The sequence below is a fragment of the Streptomyces sp. NBC_00237 genome (genome assembly GCF_026342435.1).
Taxonomy (GTDB): Bacteria; Actinomycetota; Actinomycetes; order Streptomycetales; family Streptomycetaceae; genus Streptomyces.
The window spans coordinates 1,206,336-1,227,568 of the sequence record NZ_JAPEMT010000002.1; the positions used below are offsets into that span (position 1 = coordinate 1,206,336).

Sequence of the window (21,233 nt, forward strand, 5' to 3'; positions counted from 1 at the left end):
CCGTGGCGAGGAGAAGGCGCGTGCTGGAGATAGCAGGGGTCGGGGCGGCGGAGGAGCGGGTCTACCGCCTCTTGGTGGAAGTACGGGGTGCGGGCGTGGACGAGATCGTCCAACGGCTCCACATCCGGGAACGCGAGGCGGCGTTGCTTCTGTCCTCCCTGCACGACAAAGGTCTGGTCGGACGGCTGCCGGGCGACGGCGGCATGCGGTACGTACCCGTCCCGCCGGACGTGGCGCTGCAGCCCCTGCTGGCGCGCGGCCAGGAAGCGCTGGAGTGGGCGCGGCGCGGAATGGAACAGCTCGCCGAGGAGTACCGGGCGGACGGTCGGCGCCATGACGCCGGGCAACTGGTCGAGGTGATCACTGGCAGCGGCGCCATCCGCCAGCAGTTGCGCCAACTCGCCTACGGGGCCCGCAGTGACCTGCGGTGGTTCTGCAAAGCCGATCCGGTGGCACTGCGCGCCCAGGACAACGACGAGGAGTTCGAGCTGCTCGCTCAGGGCATCCGCTACGAGGCGATCTACGAACGGGCCTGCCTGGAGCAACCCGGCATGGTCGACAACGTTGCCCAGGGCATCCGCGCCGGTGAAGCGGCCCGCGCCACCAGCACACTGCCCGTGCGCATGGTGATCGTGGACAGTTCCGTCGCCGTCTGCCCGCTGATGCCGGGCGGCGCGACCGCCGCCCGGGGCGAGCCGACCGCCGCCGTCATCCGCAGCAGCAGTCTCCTGGACGCCCTCGTCGCCCTGTTCGACATCCAGTGGGCGGCGGGGACCCCGCTGCACGTCACCGAGGAGGGCGTACTGGCCGACTTCGCCGGCGGCATGGGACCGGGCGCCCGTCTCGCTGACGACGAACGCTATCTGCTCTCGCTGGTCGTCGCGGGCGTGGCGGACAAGTCGATCGCCAGCCAGCTGGGTGTCAGTCACCGCACGGTGCAGCGCCGGATCACCGCACTGATGCAGCGGGCGGGCGCGACGTCGCGTACGCAGCTGGTGTGGCAGGCGGCGCGGCGCGACTGGCTGTCGTAGCGCGACCGGCACTGCCTTAGGACGTACGGCTGCCTTAGGACGTACGGCTGTCTAGGACGTACGGAAGCCGCGGCCGGGGGGTGGTCGCGGCTTCCGGACCTCGCGTACTACCTCAGCGCGTACGCCCGCTCGATCTCCTGCCTCACCTCATTGCCCGCGTCGTCCCAGGCGCGGACCCGCAGCGTGACGTACCCGCTGGTGCGGGCGGTCGAGGGGTGGGTGACCCGGACGCGGTAGGCGCCGTCGCCCCGTCCGGAGGTCTTCGCCGCCTGCCAGTGCCCGCCGTCGTCGTACGAGACGGACACCTCCATGCCCTTCACGGAACGGCCCGTCAGACCGTCCTGGTGGCGGGCGCTCACTCCGAAGACGAAGGACCCGGAGCCGGGGGCGGAGCCCCGGAGGTCGGTGGCCACGTCGTAGTCGAGCTGGAGGAGGGGAAGCAGGGACTGCTTGCCCTCGGCCGGGCGAGGGCCGGTGAACGACCAGCGGGTGCTGGTGGCCCGCGAGAGGGTGCCCTCGGGGCTGGTGCGCTGCACGTCGAGGTCCAACTGGTAACGGCCGTCGTCCCCGCCCGCGGGGAAGACGCCCCACGCCCGGGGGCCTTCGGCGAGGACCTTGCCGTCGTGACGCAGTACGGCGCGGGTCTCGTCGGGGTAGGGGGTACCGGCGTCCTTGCGGGGCAGGGCGTAGCCGTAGTGGCCGGAGGCGGTGTCGGCGAACTCGGGTATGCCGATGGTCAGTTGGCCGCCCTTGCGGAGGGCGAGTCCTTCGACGCCTCGGGGGATCGCCGGGCGTACCACGGGGGCGTACCAGCTCTCCGTGACGTGCTCACCGGGCCGGTAGGTGCGCAGGGGGCCGAGCATGCCCGTCCCCAGTGCCTGAAACGCCCAGGTGTTGCGGGGGTTGACCCAGTGCAGCCACCGGGTGTCGGCGGGACCGCTCAGGTACTCCGTCCGCGCCTGCCCGGTGCGGACGTACCGGGACCGCAGGGCGAGGGCCGTTTCCTCCCACGGACGCCAGGACTCCAGGTTCTCCGCGACGTACCGTGCCCCGCTCGTGGCCGGGTAGCGCGAGGTCACGGTGGCCGTGTTCCTCGGCCCGACCTGGTGGACCACGCGCTCGGGAACGCGCTGCTCGGAGAGCTGTACGACGTCGTAGAGGTAGGGGCTCTCCGGGGTCCCCTTCAACTCCAGCCCGGTGCCCGGCACGCGCAGCCGCTGCGCGGTGGCGTGGGAGGCGTACAGCCCGATCGCCGGCAGCCGCTGGCTCACCGGCTGCCAGGGCGTGGCCGCGTACCTGTTGCCCCCGGCGGTGGTGACGGCGGCCGCGGCTCCGGCGCGGGCGGCCGAGGTCACCGCCTCGTCGTACTCCGACCCTTCCAGTTCCACGAGCACCGCCGCTCCTCGGACGTCCACGCCCCGTGCGCGCAGCGCGTCGTAGTCCTCGGTGCGTCCGCGACCGGCGTCGACGACCCGCAGGCGTCGTACCCCTTCCACGGCGGGAGAGTTGTGGAGCAGGCGGACGGGGACACCGGCCGCGGCGGTGGCGGAGACCGCACGTGCGCCGAGCATCGGTGCGGCCAGCTGCCAGCGCGAGGAGAACTCGAAGGTTCCCTCGGTGAACTCCTTGGTGGGCGTGACGTAGAGGAGCTGTCCGCCGCTGTGCGAGCTGGTGAAGTAGCTGACGAACTCCCGGTCCTTCCTCTTCCAGCGGGTGGAGAAGACCAGCGGACCCCGCTGCTCGGCCCGCTGGGGGGTCCGGATCTCCACGGGTACCGCCTTGCGTGCGTCGAGCACCAGGTCCGTGGCACCGCTCACCCGCAACTGGGGGTCGACCACCAGGCTGTTGATGACGTTGTCCTCCGAGTGCTGCGTGATCACGCCGTGCAGGTAGTAGCTGCCCTGGGGCAGGTCCACCGTCACGCTCTGCCCCGCGGGCACCTCCTGAAAGACGTCGAAGCGGCCCGTGGGGCCCAGCAGGATCAGCGGGGAGATCTCGCCCGGCTTCCCGGCGCGGTCGACGCCGCGCACGGTGACCTTGTGCTTGACCGGGTCCTTCGTCGCGGCGAGAACGGTGTGCGCGACGGCCTGTCCGTCGGCCGAGGTGGCGGTGAGGCGTCCGCCGTACACGCCCTCCGGCAGCGCGGGCGTGTCGAGGGTCACGGCGACGTCGGCAGTGCCGTGGGCGGGCACGGTGACCTGCTGGGGGACGCCCACGGCACCTGCCGGGGCCGGGGAGCCGTAGAGCTTGTCGAAGGTGGTGTTCAGGGTGAGCGACGCGGGCGCGTCACCGTCGTTGGTGTAGGTGACCTTCACCTGCCGCGCGCCCGTGTCCGACGCCAGGGTGCCGAAGGTGGTGGTGCCGGTGGCGCGCACCTGCTGGCGCACCGAGCGGGCCACGTCCACCCGGCCGGCGCCCTGCTCGTAGGCCGTCTGGTCGGGGGCGGTACGCGTCGTGCTCATCAACGCGTCCTTGAGCTGCTGGGCGCTCCAGTCGGGGTGGCGCCCGGCCAGGATCGCCGCCGCGCCCGCCACGTGCGGGGTCGCCATGGACGTGCCCGACGCGGCGGTGTAGGCCGCGTCCACCGGGCGGCCCATGGACGTGCCGGCGGCGCGGGCGGCGGCGATGTCGACGCCGGGAGCGGTGAGGTCGGGTTTGGCGCCGTTGTCCCCGACGCGCGGGCCTCGGCTGGAGAAGGGGGCCAGCTTGTCGTCCCGGTCGACGGCGCCCACGGTCAGCGCTCGCTCCGCGGTGCCCGGGGTGCCCACCGAGTAGTCGGAGCCCGTGTTGCCCGCCGCGACGACGAACAGGGTGCCGGTCTCCGCGCTGAGTTCGTCGAGGGTGAGGCTGAGTACGTCCGTGCCGTCGGTGGGACTGCCGCCCAGGCTCATGCTGACGATGTCGGCGCCCGAGCGGGCGGCCCAGTCCATGCCGCCGATGATGGCGGAGGTCGGGCCGGAGCCCTTGTCGTCGAGCACCTTCCCGATCAGGAGCTTCGCCCCCGGTGCCACGCCTTTGCGCGAGCCGCCCGAGGCGGCGCCGCTGCCGGCGATGGTGGAGGCGACGTGGGTGCCGTGGCCGTGTCCGTCTTTCGCGGTGGGGTCGCTGGTGAAGTTGCGTACTTCGCCGAGTTTCCCGGCCAGGTCGGGGTGGGTGGCGTCGATGCCGGTGTCCAGGACGGCGACGGTCGCGCCCTGTCCTTCGTAACCGGCCTTCCACGCCTCGGGCGCACCGATCTGCGCGGTGCTGCGGTCGAGGGAGGCGTACACCTTCGCGTCCAGCCACAGCTTCTCGACGCCGCCTTCGAAGGCCGCCTTCTTGGACGAGGGAGGGGGCTTCGCGCCGCCCTCGGTGCCGCTCTTGGCGAGCGCGTCGTCGTCGATGGCCTTCCAGAAGCGCCCGGCCTGCTTCTTGTCCGCCTTCAGTGCGGAGGCCCGCAGGCTCTTGATGACCAGGCCCTTGCGCGAACCGGCAGGCGCCCCCTTGGACGTGGGGTCCGTGCCGCCGGTGTAGCGGGCGATCAGCGGGATGGCGGAGGTGTGGGCGTCGTCGTACCCCTGCTTGACCAGGGAGGTGATGTTGAACAGCTGCCGGTCCAGCTTGCCGGAGGAGAGGTACGGGAGCGCGGCGCGGGGCAGCACGTACAACTGCTTGTCGATTTCCAGCTGGGTGAAGTCGGCCTCCGTAGCGCCCGGGGCGGGCTCGACGGAGACGGCCTTCCGGCCGCCGGGGAAGGTCTCCAGCCGCACCCGGTCACCGGTCACGAGCGTGACGGAGGTGACCTGGGGGCGCCCGGTGGGGTTCACGTCGGGGGCGGCGGGCGCTGGGGCGGCGCTCGCGGCGAAGGAGGTGGGGGCCATGGTGGCGATGAGGACGCCTGCCGCCAGAGCGGCGGCGGGGCGAAGCCGTCTGTGCATCGGAACCTTTCCAGGGGGCAAGGAAACGGACACGCGGTGCGGCTACAGACTCGGGCCCCGGTGATCGCCGCACCAGCCTTTTCCGTGCCGCGCTTACGACATGTCGCCAAGACGACACGGCGTACTCCTCCGCGCGTACCGGCGGAATCACCGTGTCCTAGCACCCGCGCGCCCACCCGCTCGACCTCTCGCAGGTTCGGCACGAACGCCACCCCAGCGGCTGTCGCGATCGCGACATGTCACCTCTACGACACGCGACTTGCCTCCTCGCCCGAGGCACCCGACAAGCGGCCCGTGACGCCCCGCTGCCAACGGGGCGGCGGCACGGCACGAGCGCGTCGAGATCGATGTCGAGCGGGAAGGGGACGGGGACAGAGCCTTCTGGGCGGGATCAGCCAGTCGGGAAGTTCGGCGGTCACGGCGTCCTCCAGGCGTTTTCGGGGGACGGTTACGGGCCTAGGTCCTGAGGCGTGGAAACGGCCGCACAACTGGTGCCAGCGCAGTTGATGGCGTCTCCCGGCGAGCCGGACCTGAGACCACTCCCGGGGCAGCGGCGAACACCGTCAGTCGTCCCCCGCTCCGTACGCTCCGTTGGCTCCTTTCGCCCCGTGGGGGACTTTCCAGACCATCTGGTCCGCGCCCGATCCCGCTCTGCCAGACTCGTCGCCATGCCGAAGTGCCGTGGCCGCCGTAACCCCGGCGGTAGCAGGAGGCCCGTACGCCGCTCGCCGCTTCCTCTGCGGCTGTCGGACCGTGTGCTGCGGGAGGCCCGGTCGGCTGCCAGTACGACGGAGTGCGAACCGGAGCACCGGTTGTGCCGTGAGGTGCGGTGGAGACCCTGGCCGACTACCAGCCGCTTCCCCTCTGGCACGCGGCTCTGGCACGCGGCCGAGCCGCACCGTCCGGGACGGGCCTGGTGCGCGGCGGATGTGTGGGACAGCGAGCGGGGGCTGTTCGTCGAGTACGACGGCCCGGTCCCGCACGCGCTGATGGCGCGGGTCACCGAGGTGGGCGGCCCGCTGGTCGACACGTTGGCGTTGCTGACGCCAGGGGCCGTCGCGGCCTGGGAGGTGGTGCGGGAGCCCGACGAGGTGCCGATGCCGACGGCCGAGCACGACCCCGGCGAGGTGCTCGCGGATCTCGCCGCCGCCGTGCGTGTGAGGGACGTGACCTGGCCCCGGCGCGACGACATGGACATCGTCGGACTCAGGGCGCTGGACCGGGCCCGCTGCCGGGACCACCTGCCGGGCCGGCCCGAGCACCGGCCGCTCCAGGAGACCGAACAGGCCCGTCTGCTGGACGCGTTCACCGCTTCCCGTACCGATGCGGCAGAAGAGATCGGCGAGGACTGTCTGCCCCGCAAGGCCGTACTGGACCAGGATCAGCGCGCGCTGCTGCCCGCGTTCCTGCGGCAGTGGCTGACGTTCGCGCTCGCCGAGCGCGGTGTCGGCAAGTCGTGGACCGCTCCCGTCGTCGCCGCGGTCGACGTGCACGCACCCGTCTTCCGTGCCGCCTTCGACGACGAGGCAGCGCGGGGGCTCGCCAAGCAGGTCTCCGCCGCCCTCACCGCGCGGGGCATCGACCTCACCGGCCGCGCTGCCGTCGATTCCGCCGTACGTACCCTCAACGCCGAACAGCTCGCCCAGGAATTCACGGACCACCCGCGGTCCTCCGGCCTCTGACCCCCCACCCCGCGGGCCCCGAACGCACAGGCAGGATGTAGCAGTGGAACACAACGACTCCCCCATGGCTCCTCCCCAGATCGACAGGCTGGTGGCACGGAGCGGAGACCTCAAGGGCGAACTGGTGGCGTTCGCGCAGGGGCCGCGCTACGCGAGGCGCCTGGAGGCCCGGCTCGACGACGCCGCGGACCGCCTCGGCCATCTCGACGAGGCGACCGCCGTCGAGACGATCGACCACTTCGCCCTGCAGTACCGGCTGGCGGGCGGCTCCACGGTGGTAGAGCAATTCGTGGCCCAGCGTCGGCCTCCGCTGCCGGACGACGAACGGGCGATGCTGCTCGGCTGGCGCGACGTGGTCGAGGGGATCTTCGAGGTCCAGCACGTCGACCGCAGCGCCGCGACCCTGCACAACCTGCTTGACGACCTCGTCTACCGGGTCCACTCCAACATGGGCTGGCGCGCCCTGAAGAAACTCCGCAAGGGGATGTTCACCGCCGTCCGGATCGTGCCCCTCCACCCCGACACCGACGCCTGGCTGATCACCGGCAACCTCGCCACCTACCCGCGCGGCTACGGCGCGGAGTTGGCACAGGCCGCCGTCCAGACCCTCACGGCTCATCCACAACTGCTGCGCCGCAACCCCGAACTGCTGCGCAAGGGCTGGGAGATGCAGGCCGAAACGCGCGCCGACTTCATCGAACTGTTCGGCACGGACCTGCTGATCCTCACCCCCGGTGAGGCGCAGGACCGAATGCGGGAGTACCACCGTCACCGGCAGGAAAAGATCCTCGCCGACCTCGACGACAAGGCCGCCGCGAAGGCCCGCCGCGAAGGCCCGTCCCTCGACGAGCTGAGTGCCCTGCCCGAAGATCTCCGCGACGCGGACACCGTCGGCGTGATCTGCGACGAGACCGAAGGTTTCTGCTACTACGCCGACTTCGGCCGCCTCGACGCACTGTTCGCCGATCCGGCCCTGGCCCGTGACCGCGCGTCCCTGACGCAGCTCAGGGAGTATCTGAACGACGACTCCGTCTCCCCCATGGTCATCCGCCGCCTCGTCCAACGGCACCCCGACAACGCCGACGCCGTCTTCCGCGCCCTCCTGCGCAAGCCGGCGTTCACCTGGGAGCAGGACGGCGAGGAACTGCTGCGCCGCCGCAAGAAGAGCCACTACGACCACGAGCCCCTGCCGGGCATCACCCCGGTCGGCACCCGCCTCGCCGAACTCCTGCGCAGCCAAAGGCGGCGCACGCGATGAGGCTCGCCGCCTTGCACGCGACCGTCGAGGACCGTCTCACCCTGCCGTTCGGCACGACCGCACTCGGTGCCACGGCGGCGGCGGTCGCCGTCCGGGACCGGCCCGACAGCGACATCGTCGCCCTGTGCCGCCACGGCCGACCCCGTCCAGCGATCGGCATATTCGACCCGCCGCCGCCCGAACCAGCCCCCGAGGGGGCCTGGGTGGAGGCATACCGGCACTGGACGCCCTGAGCACGGATCACACAGCCTGCGAAGCCCGCGTGCGGCCAGTTGTCCAGCGCGGAGAGTCGATCGTCGACTGCGATGTCGCGGGCAGACCTGCCTCCAGCGGCCAGCGGTGACCCGCGGGTGAGTGCGGTGGGGCAGCCGGTGGATGCACGGTGATCACGACGGCTGTGATCGGCGTACTGCCTTGAGGTCGCTCGTCACAGTTCCCGTGGGCCTGGGCCACCGTGGACGCGCAGACGACCTGAAACTCTCCCTCGGCCACTGGAGCCCCCACGCTCCCACGGCCCCACCTACTGAGCACCTGCTATGCCATACGCACTCGCGAAACCCCAGGTCAGTCGTCCTTCTTCACCGGCTCCAGGATCGCCACGCACTCCACGTGGTGCGTCATCGGGAACAGGTCGAAGACGCGCAGGGTGCGGACCTTGTAGCCGCCGTCCTTGAAGTACGCCAGGTCGCGGGCCAGGGCCGCCGGGTCGCAGGCGACGTAGGCGATGCGGCGGGCGCCCAGGGTGGAGAGGTGCTTGACCGTCTGCTTGCCCGCGCCCGCGCGGGGCGGGTCCAGGACGATCAGGTCGGTTTCGGTGATGCCCGTACGCGGGAGGACCGCTTCGACCTTGCCCTGTTCGATGCGGACGTTGGGCATGGAGGAGAGGTTGTGGCGGGCGTCCTCGACGGAGCGCTTGCCGGACTCGATGCCCAGGACCGCGCCCTGGTCGCCGACGCGTTCGGCGATCGAGCCCGCGAAGAGGCCGACGCCGCAGTAGAGGTCGAGGGCGGTCTCGCCCTTGCGGGGCATGAGGCCCTGCATGACGGCGCGCATCAGGGTGTCGGCGGCCTGGGGGTGGATCTGCCAGAAGCCGCCCATGCCGACGCGGTAGGTGCGGCCGTCGGCGCGCTCGCGGACGAAGGCGCGGCCGTGGACCTTGTGGACTCCGCCGTCCTTCTCGTGGACGCGGAGGACCGAGACCGGCTTGTCGAGTTCGACGAGGGGGAGGCGGCCGCCGGGGGTGGGGGTGAGGATGACCTGGCGGTCGTGGGAGCCGGTGGCGGCGATGGCTTCGACGGAGGCCATGTCGGGCCAGGTGCGCTTCTCGATGCCGAGTTCGGAGACGCCGGGCGAGGCGATCATGCAGTGGTCGACCGGCTGGACGTCGTGGGAGCGGTGCTTGCGAAGCCCGACGACACCCTCGGAGTCGATGGCGTACTGGACGCGGGTGCGCCACTGCGGGACCTGGCCGGCCGGGAGCTTGTCGCCCTCGGCGGGCATGACCGTACCGTCCCAGCCCGCGTCCTCGGGGGTGAGGCCCGCGAGGCGCAGGAGCTGTTCGGCGACGACGTCGCCCTTGAGGCGGCGCTGGGCGCCCGGCTTGGCGTGCTGCCAGTCGCAGCCGCCGCACTTGCCGGGGCCGGAGAAGGGGCACGGGGCCTCGACCCGGTCCTTGGAGGGGTCCAGGATCGTGACCGCGTCGGCGCGGAGGAAGCGGGCGCCCTCGTCGCCGTCGGTGACGCGGGCGATGATCCGCTCGCCGGGGAGGGTGTGGCGCACGAAGAGGACCTGGCCCTCGGACGTGCGGGCGATGCAGTGGCCGCCGTGGGCGACGGGGCCGACCTCGACCTCGTACTCCGTACCGACGAGGGAGACCTTGGGGGCCGCCGGTGCGTCGGTGCCCTCTGATGCCTTGGATTCGGACTGCATGGTGGGGTGGCTCCAGAGGATCAAAGGGGTGGGACGGGGCCGACACGAGAAACGGCCGGACAACAGCCCACCAGTCTACGTGGGTGTCGTCCGGCCGCACGACCAAGGCAAGCCTCAGTGGAAACCTCAGGAGAAGGAGGCGGTCAGCGCTTGGTGGATTCCTTGGCGGACTCCCGGGGGCGGCGGTCCACCGGGCCCCGGCGCACCGCGCCCGGCGCGTTCCAGTTCGCGCGGCGCTTGGCGCGCTTCTTGGCCGCTTCGGACGATTCGAGCTGGTAGGGAACCGAGGTGACCATGACGCCCGGGGTGAAGAGCAGGCGGCCCTTCAGGCGGAGGGCGGACTGGTTGTGCAGGAGGTGTTCGTACCAGTGGCCGACCACGTACTCCGGGATGTAGACGGAGACGACGTCGCGCGGGCTCTCGCGGCGCAGGCCCTTCACGTACTCGATGATCGGGCGGGTGATCTCCCGGTACGGGGAGTCGAGAATCTTGAGGGGGACGTTGATGCCCCGGCGTTCCCACTCGTCGCGCAGGGCCTTCGTCTCGGCCGGATCCACGCTGATGGACAGGGCTTCGAGGCGGTCGCTGCGCATGAGCTTGGCGTAGGCGAGGGCGCGGAGCGTGGGCTTGTGGACCTTGGAGACCAGGACGATGGAGTGGACGCGGGAGGGGCGCACGCTGTCGTCGGAGGGGCCTTCGGCGGCGGCGATCTCCTCGGCGACCCGGTCGTAGTGCTTGCGGATCGCGGTCATCGTTCCGTAGAAGATCACCATGCCCAGGAGAGCCACCCACGCGCCGTGGGTGAACTTCGTGGCGAGGACGACGACGAGGACGAGGCCCGTGAAGGACGCGCCGAAGGCGTTGATCGCGCGGGAGCGGATCATGCGGCGGCGCTCGGCGGGCCTGCGCTCCGCGCGCAGGTGCCGGTTCCAGTGCCGGACCATGCCGATCTGGCTCAGGGTGAAGGAGACGAAGACTCCGACGATGTAGAGCTGGATGAGCTTGGTGGAGTCCGCGCCGTAGAGGACGACCAGCAGGATCGCCGCGCCCGCGAGGAGCACGATGCCGTTGGAGAACGCGAGGCGGTCGCCTCGGGTGTGCAGCTGGCGGGGCAGGTAGCGGTCCTGGGCGAGGATCGAGCCGAGGAGCGGGAAGCCGTTGTACGCCGTGTTGGCCGCGAGGAAGAGGACCAGCGCGGTGGCGGCGGCCAGGAGGATGAAGAAGAAGGTGCCTTCGCCGAAGACGGCTGCGGCGACCTGGGAGATCACCGGGTTCTGGACGTACGAGTCGCCGACGGGGACGCCGTTGCGGATCAGGTCGACGGCGGGGTTCTCGGCCATGCGGACGTCCGACGCCATGGCGAGCGCGATGATGCCGCAGAACATGACGACGGCCAGGCCGCCCATCAGGGCGAGGGTCGTGGCGGCGTTCTTCGACTTCGGCTTGCGGAAGGCGGGGACTCCGTTGGAGATCGCCTCGACGCCCGTGAGGGCGGCGCAGCCGGAGGAGAAGGCGCGCAGGAGCAGGAAGACCAGGGCGAAGCCCGCCAGGCCCGGGTGTTCGGGCTTGATCTCAAGGTCGGCGGTGGGAGAGGCCAGGTCGTCGCCGGTGAAGGCGCGATAGGCCCCCCAGGCCAGCATGACGAAGACGCCCACGACGAAGACGTAGGTGGGAATCGCGAAGAGCTTGCCGGATTCCTTCATGCCGCGCAGGTTGAGCAGCGTGAGGAGCACGATGACCGCGACCGCGCAGAGCACCTTGTTCTCGACGACGAACGGGACGGCCGAGCCCAGGTTCTCGATGCCGGAGGAGATCGACACGGCGACGGTCAGGACGTAGTCGACCAGCAGGGCGCTGGCGACGGTGAGTCCCGCCTTCGGGCCGAGGTTGGTGTTGGCGACCTCGTAGTCGCCGCCACCGCTCGGGTACGCGTGGACGTTCTGCCGGTAGGACGCGACGACGGTGAACATCAGAACGACGACCGCGACGGCGATCCACGGGCTGAAGTGGTACGCCGAGACACCCGCGATGGAGAGCACGAGCAGGACTTCTCCGGGCGCGTAGGCCACGGAGGAGAGGGGGTCTGAGGCGAAGACGGGAAGTGCGATGCGCTTGGGGAGGAGCGTTTCTCCCAGCTTGTCGCTGCGCAGGGCCCGGCCGATCAGGATCCGTTTGGGCACGTCGGTCAGTTTGGACACGTCCAGGATCGTAAGCGGTCGAACGGGCGTGGCCCACCGCCCCCGCCGGGCTCCCGGGAATCTTCAAAAGGGGCTTTACGCAACCTTGAACATCGCCGTGACGCGGCCCACCTGTCTCTGACCAGTCATGGACCGGGGGTGCCCGTGGCACACCGCGCGTGTGTAGCTTGGGCGGCTGTCTGCGACTCTTGTGAGTCCGACGAAAAACACACGAAACAATTGATGGACTCTTAACGGCCGGAAGGACGGACGTGCACGTCGTCATCATGGGCTGCGGGCGAGTGGGAGCCGCTCTCGCGCAGACTCTGGAGCAGCAGGGGCACACGGTCGCAGTGATCGACCAGGACCCCACGGCCTTCCGCCGTCTGGGTTCCGGGTTCGGTGGCCGCAGGGTCACCGGGGTCGGGTTCGACCAGGACACCCTCCGCGAGGCGGGCATCGAGGACGCCGGTGCGTTCGCCGCCGTCAGCAGCGGCGACAACTCGAACATCATCGCGGCCCGGGTGGCCCGCGAGATGTTCGGCATCGAGAACGTCGCGGCGCGCATCTACGACCCGCGCCGGGCGGAGGTGTACCAGCGCCTCGGCATCCCGACGGTCGCCACGGTCCGGTGGACCGCCGACCAGATGCTGCGGCGGCTGCTGCCTTCGGGCGCGGAGCCGCTGTGGCGGGATCCGAGCGGGGGCGTGCAGCTCGCTGAGGTGCACATCTCGCCGTCCTGGATCGGGCACAAGATCAGCAAGTTGCAGGAGGAGACCGGCGTGCGTGTCGCGTTCCTCACCCGGCTGGGCGAAGCGGTTCTGCCGACTTCCCAGACGGTGTTGCAGGAGGGCGACCTCGTGCACGTGATGATGCGCACGGACGAGGTCGAGAAGGTCGAGGCGGCCTGTTCGCTGGGCCCCGAGGAAGGTCACTGATGAGGGTCGCGATTGCCGGGGCCGGTGCGGTGGGGCGTTCCATCGCGGGCGAGCTGCTGGAGAACGGGCACGAGGTGCTCCTGATCGACAAGGCGCCGACCGCCATCTCGGTGGAGCGGGTGCCGATGGCGGAGTGGCTGCTGGCCGACGCCTGTGAGATCACCTCGCTGGACGAGGCGGCGCTCCAGCGCTGCAACGTCGTGATCGCGGCGACCGGCGACGACAAGGTCAACCTGGTCGTCTCCCTGCTCGCGAAGACCGAGTACGGGGTGCCGCGCGTGGTGGCCCGGGTGAACAACCCGAAGAACGAGTGGCTCTTCAACGAGTCCTGGGGCGTGGACGTGGCCGTGTCCACGCCGCGCCTGATGTCGGCGCTGGTCGAAGAGGCGGTGAGCGTCGGCGATCTCGTACGGCTGATGCGCTTCAGCCACGGCGACGCCAACCTGGTGGAGCTGACGCTGCCGCCGGAGTCGGCGCTCGCGGGCACGCAGATCTCCGAGGTGGAGTGGCCGGTCGACACCTCGCTGGTGACCATCATCCGCGGCACGCGGGTGCTGACGCCGACGCCGGAGGAGACCCTGGAGCCCGGCGACGAGCTGCTCTTCGTGGCCGCTCAGGCGCGCGAGGAGCAGTTGGAGGACCTGCTGTCGGTGCGGCAGGGGGAAGAGCCGAAGGGCACTTCCCGTACGTGAACCCGTAGGTGACCGGTACGTGAGAGGGGCCCCGCACCGTGGTGGTGCGGGGCCCCTCTCACGTCCGTACCACCGGCTACAGCTCGCGGACGGCGGCCTTGCGGGCCTCCTCGACCTTCTCCTCAGCTTCCATCTCCGCGAACACGTCGATGGGCGCGGGAGCCTTCGCCAGGAAGACCCAGGTCAGCCAGACCGCCAGCAGGAACGGCGGGATCTTCAGCGCGATGGCCACCCAGCCGAACTTGGTGACGTCGGCCCACCAGTACAGCGGGAAGAGGATCGCGCACTTGGTGAGCAGGATCAGGCCCCAGGCGTAACTCGACTTCGTGTACGCCTTCTTGCGGCCGGGGTTACGGGTGCGCCAGGAGAGGTTCTCCTTGAAGACCGGGCCCAGCATCACGCCGATCAGCGGGAAGCCCACGGCGGCCGAGATCAGGTACGCCAGCGAGAGGCCCAGCGTGTAGAGCATGCCGGGGAGCATGAAGTCCTTGGCGTTGCCCGTGATCAGTGCGAAGGCGATGCCGAAGGCGACCCCGAAGACGCCGCTGAAGGCGTGCTTCACGGTGTCCTTGCGGACCAGCCGGACGGCGACCAGCAGCAGCGACACCGCGGCTGCCGCGATGGCCGCGACGTGCAGGTTCTTGTTGATCGTGAACAGCGTCACGAACAGCAGGCCCGGCAGCACCGTCTCCACCATGCCGCGCACGCCGCCGAAGGCGTCGAAGAGGGCTGCCTCGGTGACGGCCTTGTCCGCGGGGTCCTGCGGGGGCGCGCCCTCGGGGACGACGTACGGCTGTGCGGCGGCGTCGGGGTGATGGGGTGCGGGTGTGGTCGGCTTGTCGAAAGACGTCACCGGCTACTCCTGTCCGAGCGGTCGGAGTTCGTATTTGGGGTTGAAGAGCACCCTGCGGCCGTGGCTCATGGAGATCCGGCCGGAGGCGATGAGCTTGCGGCCCGGTTCTATGCCGACGATGGAGCGGCGGCCCAGCCAGACGACGTCCAGGGGTGCCGTGCCGTCGAACAGCTCGGCCTCCAGGGCCGGGACTCCCGCGCGCGGGCGCAGGGTGACCGTGCGCAACGTACCGGTCACCTTGACGATCTGGCGGTCGTCGCAGGCCGATATGGGGGTGCAGCCGACGGCGTGGGTGTCCTCCTGGAGCTCCGTACAGTGCAGGTCCTCCTGGGAGCTGGACAGTCGGTCGAGCATCCGGCGGAACCGCCCGGTCGGCTTCTCGGGACGAGGTACGGCACTCATACCGGAAGCGTACCGGGGACGGGGCGGGTGGGGTCACCCGCCGTAGTCACGATCTTTCCCTCGCCGTAGTCACGATCTTTCTCTGCACCCGGACCCGGCGTACGTGACCCGGCCCCGCGCGGCCGGGTCCGGACTACCGCTCGAACCGCACTACCGCTCGAAGCGGTACCCCATCCCCGGCTCGGTGATGAAGTGGCGCGGATGTGCCGGGTCCGTCTCCAGCTTGCGGCGGAGCTGGGCCATGTAGACCCGCAGGTAGTTCGTCTCGGTGCCGTAGGAGGGGCCCCAGACCTCCTGGAGGAGCTGCTTCTGGCTGACCAGGCGGCCGGTGTTGCGCACGAGCACCTCCAGGAGGTGCCACTCGGTCGGCGTGAGGCGTACGTCGCGGCCCTCGCGGTGCACCTTCTTCGCGGCGAGGTCGACGGCGAAGCCCTCGGTCTCGATGAGTACGTCGCCCTCCTCGGCGGTGCCGACGGGCTCCGCCCTGCGGACGGCCGCGCGCAGGCGGGCCAGGAGTTCGTCCATGCCGAAGGGCTTGGTGACGTAGTCGTCGGCGCCCGCGTCGAGGGCCTCGACCTTCTCGTCGGAGGTGTGCCGGGCGGAGAGGACGAGGATCGGTACGCGGGTCCAGCCGCGCAGGCCCTTGATGACGTCCACGCCGTCCATGTCGGGCAGACCGAGGTCGAGCACCACCACGTCGGGGTGGCGGGCGGCGGCGAGCTGGAGCGCGGTGGCCCCGTCGGGGGCCGCGTCGACCTCGTACTTGCGCGCCTTCAGGTTGATCACGAGCGCACGGACGATCTGCGGCTCGTCGTCGACCACGAGCACCCGGGTCATGGGGGTCTTCCTCACTGCTGTCGGGACGTTCGAAGGGGTCGTGCGTACGGTCATGAGAGGGCCTGCGCCGGGAAGTCGGGCAGGACCGGGGCCTGGCCGGGCGCCACCTTGAGGGTGAGCACCATGGTCATGCCGCCGCCGGGGGTGTCCTCGGCGGTGAGCGTGCCGCCCATGGCCTCGACGAAGCCCCGGGCGACCGCGAGGCCCAGGCCCACTCCGGCGCCGCGCGGGGCGTCTCCGTACCGCTGGAAGGGTTCGAAGATGCGGCCCTTGCTGTCGTCGGGGACGCCGGGGCCCCGGTCGGTGACGCGGACCTCGACGCGGTCGTCGAGGGCGCTGGCCGCGACGAGGACGGGGATGCCGGGCGGGCTGTACTTGACGGCGTTCTCGACGATGTTCGCGGCGGCCCGCTCCAGGAGGCCGCGGTCGACGGCGACCATCGGCAGGGTTTCGGGGATGTCGAGCTGGACGCTGTCGTCGGGGACGCCGACGAGCGCCATGGGGATGACCTCGTCGAGGTCGGTGACGCGGATCAGCGGGGTGACGGTGCCGGTCTGGAGGCGGGACATGTCGAGGAGGTTGCCGACGAGGTGGTCGAGGCGGTCGGCGCCCTCCTCGATGCCTTCGAGGAGTTCCGCCTCGTCCGCCTCGGACCAGGACACGTCGTCGCTGCGCAGGGAGGTGACGGCGGCCTTGATGGAGGCCAGCGGCGTACGGAGGTCGTGGCTGACGGCGGCGAGGAGGGCGGTGCGTATGCGGTTGCCCTCGGCGAGGCGGCGGGCGTCCTCGGCCTCGCCGACCAGGCGCTGGCGGTCCAGGACGACGGCGGCCTGGGCGGCGAACGCGGCGAGCACCCGGCGGTCCTCGGCGGGCAGGACGCGGCCGGAGAGGGCGAGCGCCATGTGGTCGCCGACGGGCATGTCGACGTCGGCGTCCTCGGGGCGTTCGGCGGGCCTGGGGCCGACGCTGCCCGCGCAGGTCCACGGTTCGACGTCGCTCTCGCGCTCCAGCAGGGCGACGGACTCCATGGCGAAGGTCTCGCGGACCCGTTCGAGGAGGGCGTCGAGGGTGGTCTCGCCGCGCAGGACACTGCCCGCGAGGAAGGAGAGTATCTCCGACTCGGCGCGCAGCCGGGCGGCCTGGTGGGTGCGGCGGGCGGCCAGGTCGACGACGGAGGCCACCGAGACGCCGACCGCGAAGAAGATGACGATGGCGACGATGTTCTTGGGGTCGTCGATGGTGAGGGTGCGGGTGGGCGGGGTGAAGAAGTAGTTCAGGAGGAGGGACCCGGCGGCGGCTGCGGCGAGGGCGGGCAGCAGGCCGCCGAGGAGGGCGGCGACGACGGTGAGGAAGAGGTAGAGCAGGACGTCGTTGGCGAGGCCGGGGGCGTTGCTGATGCTGGTGAGCAGGAACGTCATCAGGATCGGGCCCATGACGCCGACCAGCCAGCCCGCGAGGATGCGGGTGCCGCCGAGCCGGGCGCCCCGGGCCACGGGCAGGCCGCGCCCCTTGGCGACCTCCTCGTGGGTGACGATGTGGACGTCGAGGTCGGGGCCCGAGTCGCGGGCGACGGTCTGGCCGACGCCGGGGCCCAGGATGTACTGCCAGGTCTTGCGGCGGCTGGAGCCCAGCACGATCTGGGTGGCGTTGACGCCCCGGGAGAACTCCAGCAGCGAACTGGGTGCGTCGTCGCCTATGACGTGGTGGAAGCTGCCGCCCAGGTCCTCGACGAGGGTGCGCTGGACGGCCAGTTCCTTCGGGGAGGCGGCGGTGAGGCCGTCGCTGCGGGCGACGTACACGGCGAGGATCTCGCTGCCGGAGCCCTTGGCGGCCATCCGGGAGGCGCGGCGTATGAGGGTGCGGCCCTCGGGGCCGCCGGTGAGGCCGACGACGATGCGCTCGCGGGCCTGCCAGGTGGAGCGGATGTTGTGCTCGCCCCGGTACTGCTGGAGGTACTCGTCGACCCGGTCGGCGACCCAGAGGAGGGCCAGCTCGCGCAGGGCGGTGAGGTTGCCGGGGCGGAAGTAGTTGGAGAGCGAGGCGTCGATCTTGTCGGGCTGGTAGATGTTGCCGTGCGCCATGCGGCGGCGGAGCGCCTGGGGCGACATGTCGACCAGTTCGATCTGGTCGGCGCGGCGGACCACCTCGTCGGGGACGGTCTCGCGCTGGCGCACGCCGGTTATCGACTCGACGACGTCGCCCAGCGACTCCAGGTGCTGGATGTTGACCGTGGATATGACGTCGATGCCCGCCTGGAGGAGGGCTTCGACGTCCTGCCAGCGCTTGGCGTGGCGGGAGCCGGGAACGTTGGTGTGGGGCAGTTCGTCGACGAGCGCGACGGCGGGGCGGCGCTCCAGGACGGCGTCGACGTCCATCTCGGTGAAGGTGGTGCCCCGGTATTCGAGGGTGCGCCGGGGCACCTCTTCGAGGCCGTGCAGCATCACCTCGGTGCGCGGGCGGCCGTGGTGCTCGACGAAGGCGACCACGCAGTCGGTTCCGCGCTCCACCCTGCGGTGGGCCTCGGACAGCATGGCGTACGTCTTGCCGACGCCCGGTGCCGCGCCGAGGTAGATCCGGAGTGTCCCGCGTCCCATGGCCCCATTGTCTTTCGAAAGCAGCGGTGGCGCTGCTGGCAGCAGCTTCGTGCGCTGCTGACGACCTTACGGCCAGCGAAGGGGGCGTTTCGGACAGAGCGCAGGCAGGAGGGGGTGCCTTGACGCGATTCTGATGACTTCGGCTGAGGTCACTGCCGGGGGCGCCGCCTCCGGACCCCCGCTCCTCAAACGCCGGAGGGGCTGGATGTTCCGGACTCCACTATCCGCCCGTCGCGAAGCTCCAGCACCCGATCCGCCAACCCCAGCAGCTGGGGGTCGTGCGTGGCGACCAGCGCCGTCACGTTCTCGCTGCGGACCACCGCGCGCAGCAGTTCCATGACCGCGAGCCCCGTCTCCGCGTCGAGCTGCCCGGTGGGCTCGTCGGCGATCAGCAGGGCGGGCCGGTTGGCGAGCGCGCGGGCGATGGCGACGCGCTGCTGCTGGCCGCCGGAGAGCTCGCCGGGGCGCTGGGTGGCGTGGTCGGCGAGCCCGACCAGGGAGAGCAGCAGGGCGACCCGCTCCTCGCGCTCCTTGGGGTCGGTCTTGCGCAGCCGCAGCGGCACCCCGACGTTCTCGGCGGCGCTGAGGATGGGGATCAGGCCGAAGGACTGGAAGACGAAGCCGATGCGGTCGCGGCGCATCTCCAGCAGGCCGCTCTCGCCGAGGGAGCCCATGTCGGTGCCGTCGACGACGATGCTGCCGCCGTCCGCCGTGTCGAGGCCGCCGACGAGGTTGAGCAGGGTGGTCTTGCCGGAGCCCGACCGGCCCTTGAGGGCGACCAGTTCACCGCGCGGTATGTCGAAGGAGACGCCGCGCAGGGCGTGCACGGCGGCGGCTCCGGTGCCGAAGGACCGGTGCAGGTCCTCGACGCGGACCATGGGGCTGTCCTTCAGCGCCGTACCCGCGCCCGCCGCACCCGTGCCCGTGCCGGTCGTCGTCTCTGTGCTGTCGGTCATGACCCACTCCCCCGGTTCGTACTGCTGTCCGTGCGCCCATTGTTGCCCATGGGTCCGACAATCCCGTCGGCACCGCTCAATTCCCGCGCTCACCAGGGGGATTGCCGCAACGGGAACTGCCACCCGAGGGGCGCGCCCCGTCCGCCCACACCCCGACGTGGTCCGCCTCGGGCGTCAGCCGTACCCGGCCCCGCAGCCCGTACCGCTCGATGTGCTCGCGCGGCAGCTGGAGCCGCCCGACCCGGTCCAGTACGGCGAACTCCTCGCCGTCCGAGGCCCCTTCGGCCCGCAGCGTCTCGGTGGCGGTCCTGCCGTCCCTGATCCGTACGGTGCGCCGGACCTGGTCGGAGACGAGGGGGTCGTGCGTGACCACCAGGACGGTCATGCCGAGTTCCTCGTTGGCGCGGCGCAGCGCGGCGAAGACCTCCTCGCCACTGGCGGCGCCCCCGCCCGTCTGCCCGCCGTCCGGGCCGACCCCCTCCACCGAGGCCACCGCGACCGTGAGGTCGTCCCGTTCCCGGCCGCTCCTGTCGACCACCCCGAACTCCGTGGCGAACGCGGAGGGGGACCGCAGCACGGCCCAGGTCCGGTGCGCGACGCCGTCGAAGGTCCGCCCGACGGCGGCCCGTACCGCTGTGTCCCTGCGCGCGTAGTCCGCGTCGGCGGCGGCCCCGCGCGCCGTGGTGTGCTCCCCCAGGACGCCGAGCGCCGCCGCCTGGTCGGCGGCGAGGCGGCGCTGGATGCCGCTCTCGACGGCGCGTTCGGCGAGGGCGGCCAGCGCCGCGAGCACGGTCGCGGCGAGCAGCACCGCGAGCGCCGCCGCGCAGAGCACCAGCGCGTGGTGCCTCCCCCAGCGCACCAGGACGGGCGTCCTCGTGCGCCGCCCCCGGAAGGGTCCTTCGCCCGAAGCCCCGGGAGCGCTCCCACGGCCGTCTTCGGCGGCCCGGCCGACGACGGACTCAGTCACTCGGGCCTCCGCCCCACCCGCACCAGGGGCACCAGGGGCACCAGGGGCACCACCATGCGCACACAGATACGTTCCTCCCCCGTATGCACGGCACAGTAAGGAAGGCCCGACGCGCACCACAATGACCCTGCGGGCCCCAACAGTCGCCGTCCGCAAGGGAGTTCGCCGCGAAAAGGCCGGTGGCCCGCACCCCTCGCGGGAATGCGGGCCACCGGTCCGTACGAGCAGGCCGTACGAAAGAAACGCCGCCTCAGCGGACCTCGGTGATCTCCGGGCCGCGCTGCAACTGCCCCATGCCGCCGGAGAAGCGGGACTCGGCCTGCTCCTCCTGCTGGACGCCCTCGGCGACCATCTGCGCGTCCTCGGGAAGCTTCAGGACGATCGGGTCGCGCGGCGCCATCGGCCCCTCGCCCCGGACGACCACGGTGTCCAGGAAGATCTGCTCCAGCACGCCCGCGGCCTCGGGCTGCACCGCGCCCTGCCCGGAGATCACTCCGCGCAGGAACCAGCGGGGGCCGTCGACGCCGACGAAACGCACCAGCTGCACCCCGCTGTTGCCGTCCGGCAGCTGTACGGGGACCTGGGCGCGCAGCTCCCAGCCGAGCGGGCCCTCGACCTCGTCGATGACGCCGCCCTGGGAGGTGATGCCGGTGGCGATCTCCTCGCGGACCTCGCCCCAGATGCCCTCCTTCTTGGGCGCCGCGAAAGCCTGCAACTGCACCGCGCTGTCGCGCAGTACGACCGTCGCGGCCACGATCGCGTCGCCCGCGACCTCCACGCGCAGCTCCATGCCCTCGACCCCGGGCACGAAGATGCCGCCCAGGTCGACGCGGCCCTCGGCCGGAGCGGAGACCTCGGAGACGTCCCAGGGACCGTCGGGGCGGGGCGCAGGCGGCAGGTTGACCCGCTGCGACGCGCCGTCCCCGGCCTCTTCGGCGACCTGCTCGGTCACGCCCGCCTCGTCCTCGGCGGATTCGCTCTTCTTGCGACGTCCGAACAC

General features: G+C 71.3%; 16 protein-coding genes. 6 read left to right on the top strand and 10 right to left on the bottom strand.

The genetic code is table 11. The features are described from left to right. Nucleotides 1–20 precede the first annotated feature (20 nt). Nucleotides 21–1,031 (top strand): helix-turn-helix transcriptional regulator, encoded by a 1,011-nt coding sequence (locus OG897_RS19450; protein ID WP_266658462.1) that lies wholly within the window; start codon nt 21–23, stop codon nt 1,029–1,031. Nucleotides 1,032–1,138: 107 nt separating this feature from the next. On the opposite strand, the gene OG897_RS19455 is transcribed toward OG897_RS19450, so the two are convergent. Beyond that, entirely contained in the window at nt 1,139–4,948 is a 3,810-nt protein-coding gene (locus OG897_RS19455) for a S8 family serine peptidase (RefSeq protein ID WP_266658463.1), read from the bottom strand. Nucleotides 4,949–5,877: 929 nt separating this feature from the next. Between OG897_RS19455 and OG897_RS19460 the strand changes: the two genes are divergently transcribed. Genes OG897_RS19460 through OG897_RS19470 form a run of 3 tightly spaced genes read left to right on the top strand, consistent with a single transcriptional unit; the run spans nt 5,878 to nt 8,121 of the window. Then, complete coding sequence (locus tag OG897_RS19460) at nt 5,878–6,630, top strand: hypothetical protein (protein ID WP_266658464.1); 753 nt, start codon at nt 5,878–5,880, stop codon at nt 6,628–6,630. A gap of 43 nt (nt 6,631–6,673) precedes the next feature. Then, complete coding sequence (locus OG897_RS19465) at nt 6,674–7,888, top strand: hypothetical protein (RefSeq protein ID WP_266658465.1); 1,215 nt, start codon at nt 6,674–6,676, stop codon at nt 7,886–7,888. Continuing rightward, nucleotides 7,885–8,121, top strand: a complete 237-nt coding sequence (locus tag OG897_RS19470; RefSeq protein WP_266658466.1) for a hypothetical protein — start codon at nt 7,885–7,887, stop codon at nt 8,119–8,121. Before OG897_RS19465 ends, OG897_RS19470 begins: the two co-directional genes overlap by 4 nt. Nucleotides 8,122–8,452: 331 nt before the next feature. Here the strand turns inward: OG897_RS19470 and OG897_RS19475 are convergent, their stop codons facing one another. Together OG897_RS19475 and OG897_RS19480 are read right to left on the bottom strand one after the other, a co-directional pair. Beyond that, the gene (locus OG897_RS19475; RefSeq protein ID WP_266658467.1) at nt 8,453–9,817 is read right to left on the bottom strand and encodes a class I SAM-dependent RNA methyltransferase; all 1,365 of its coding nucleotides are present in this window, start codon (nt 9,815–9,817) and stop codon (nt 8,453–8,455) included. Between the two features lie 143 nt (nt 9,818–9,960). Then, on the bottom strand, nt 9,961–12,015 hold the full coding sequence (locus OG897_RS19480) for an APC family permease (protein WP_266658468.1): 2,055 nt from the start codon (nt 12,013–12,015) through the stop codon (nt 9,961–9,963). A gap of 251 nt (nt 12,016–12,266) precedes the next feature. On the opposite strand from OG897_RS19480, the gene OG897_RS19485 reads away from it, so the two are divergent. Next, nucleotides 12,267–12,932, top strand: coding sequence for a TrkA family potassium uptake protein (locus tag OG897_RS19485; RefSeq protein WP_266658469.1), 666 nt, complete (start codon nt 12,267–12,269; stop codon nt 12,930–12,932). Beyond that, complete coding sequence (locus tag OG897_RS19490; RefSeq protein ID WP_266658470.1) at nt 12,932–13,624, top strand: TrkA family potassium uptake protein; 693 nt, start codon at nt 12,932–12,934, stop codon at nt 13,622–13,624. The genes OG897_RS19485 and OG897_RS19490 overlap by 1 nt, the downstream gene beginning before the upstream one ends. Before the next feature lie 76 nt (nt 13,625–13,700). On the opposite strand, the gene OG897_RS19495 is transcribed toward OG897_RS19490, so the two are convergent. From OG897_RS19495 to OG897_RS19525, 7 genes are all read right to left on the bottom strand, one after another. Next, entirely contained in the window at nt 13,701–14,477 is a 777-nt protein-coding gene (locus tag OG897_RS19495; RefSeq protein ID WP_266658471.1) for a DUF3159 domain-containing protein, read from the bottom strand. Nucleotides 14,478–14,480: 3 nt separating this feature from the next. After that, on the bottom strand, nt 14,481–14,879 hold the full coding sequence (locus tag OG897_RS19500) for an OB-fold nucleic acid binding domain-containing protein (protein WP_189823158.1): 399 nt from the start codon (nt 14,877–14,879) through the stop codon (nt 14,481–14,483). 150 nt (nt 14,880–15,029) lie between these two features. Then, on the bottom strand, nt 15,030–15,716 hold the full coding sequence (locus OG897_RS19505) for a response regulator (RefSeq protein ID WP_266658472.1): 687 nt from the start codon (nt 15,714–15,716) through the stop codon (nt 15,030–15,032). Between the two features lie 50 nt (nt 15,717–15,766). Next, nucleotides 15,767–18,310, bottom strand: coding sequence for a DUF4118 domain-containing protein (locus tag OG897_RS19510; protein WP_266658473.1), 2,544 nt, complete (start codon nt 18,308–18,310; stop codon nt 15,767–15,769). 185 nt (nt 18,311–18,495) lie between these two features. Continuing rightward, nucleotides 18,496–19,266: an ABC transporter ATP-binding protein gene (locus OG897_RS19515; RefSeq protein WP_266658474.1), complete on the bottom strand. Its 771-nt coding sequence runs from the start codon at nt 19,264–19,266 to the stop codon at nt 18,496–18,498. 76 nt (nt 19,267–19,342) lie between these two features. Beyond that, nucleotides 19,343–20,233, bottom strand: a complete 891-nt coding sequence (locus OG897_RS19520; RefSeq protein ID WP_266658475.1) for a hypothetical protein — start codon at nt 20,231–20,233, stop codon at nt 19,343–19,345. Nucleotides 20,234–20,483: 250 nt separating this feature from the next. Further along, a complete protein-coding gene (locus OG897_RS19525; RefSeq protein ID WP_266658476.1) occupies nt 20,484–21,233 on the bottom strand; it encodes a DUF3710 domain-containing protein in 750 nt (249 codons plus the stop codon).

Bases quoted from the DNA above. Each gene is read 5' to 3' on its own strand.
- OG897_RS19500 (WP_189823158.1), bottom strand. From the start codon at position 14,879: ATGAGTGCCGTACCTCGTCCCGAGAAGCCGACCGGGCGGTTCCGCCGG.
- OG897_RS19505 (WP_266658472.1), bottom strand. From the start codon at position 15,716: ATGACCCGGGTGCTCGTGGTCGACGACGAGCCGCAGATCGTCCGTGCG.
- OG897_RS19490 (WP_266658470.1), top strand. From the start codon at position 12,932: ATGAGGGTCGCGATTGCCGGGGCCGGTGCGGTGGGGCGTTCCATCGCG.
- OG897_RS19510 (WP_266658473.1), bottom strand. From the start codon at position 18,310: ATGGGACGCGGGACACTCCGGATCTACCTCGGCGCGGCACCGGGCGTC.
- OG897_RS19470 (WP_266658466.1), top strand. From the start codon at position 7,885: ATGAGGCTCGCCGCCTTGCACGCGACCGTCGAGGACCGTCTCACCCTG.
- OG897_RS19515 (WP_266658474.1), bottom strand. From the start codon at position 19,266: ATGACCGACAGCACAGAGACGACGACCGGCACGGGCACGGGTGCGGCG.
- OG897_RS19475 (WP_266658467.1), bottom strand. From the start codon at position 9,817: ATGCAGTCCGAATCCAAGGCATCAGAGGGCACCGACGCACCGGCGGCC.
- OG897_RS19455 (WP_266658463.1), bottom strand. From the start codon at position 4,948: ATGCACAGACGGCTTCGCCCCGCCGCCGCTCTGGCGGCAGGCGTCCTC.